The 240-nt window shown below is 44.6% G+C and carries 1 protein-coding gene; it reads left to right on the plus strand.

Annotation, left to right across the window (positions count from 1 at the left end):
• Nucleotides 1-240: group II intron reverse transcriptase/maturase (locus CLOSYM_RS22675; RefSeq protein WP_021640554.1), on the plus strand; the 240-nt coding region annotated here is incomplete at both ends.

The raw sequence follows: 240 nt of genomic DNA on the forward strand, positions 1-240 counted from the left end.
ACACGCTGGACTACTTCTGCTATCTCATGGAGTATAGCTGCTTAAAGACGATTGCCAACAAGCATAAAACCAGTATCCGCAAAATCATCCGCCAGCACAAAGACGGGAAAACGTGGTCTGTTCCTTATGAAACCAAAGCTGGGACAAAACGTGTACGCCCTGTTAAAATCGCAGATTGTAAGCGTGGCGAAGCGAGTGACATCATCTATCAGAGAAAGAAATTTAGCTGGAAAACCACTA

The organism is [Clostridium] symbiosum ATCC 14940 (genome assembly GCF_000466485.1).
Classification (GTDB): Bacteria; Bacillota; Clostridia; order Lachnospirales; family Lachnospiraceae; genus Otoolea; species Otoolea symbiosa.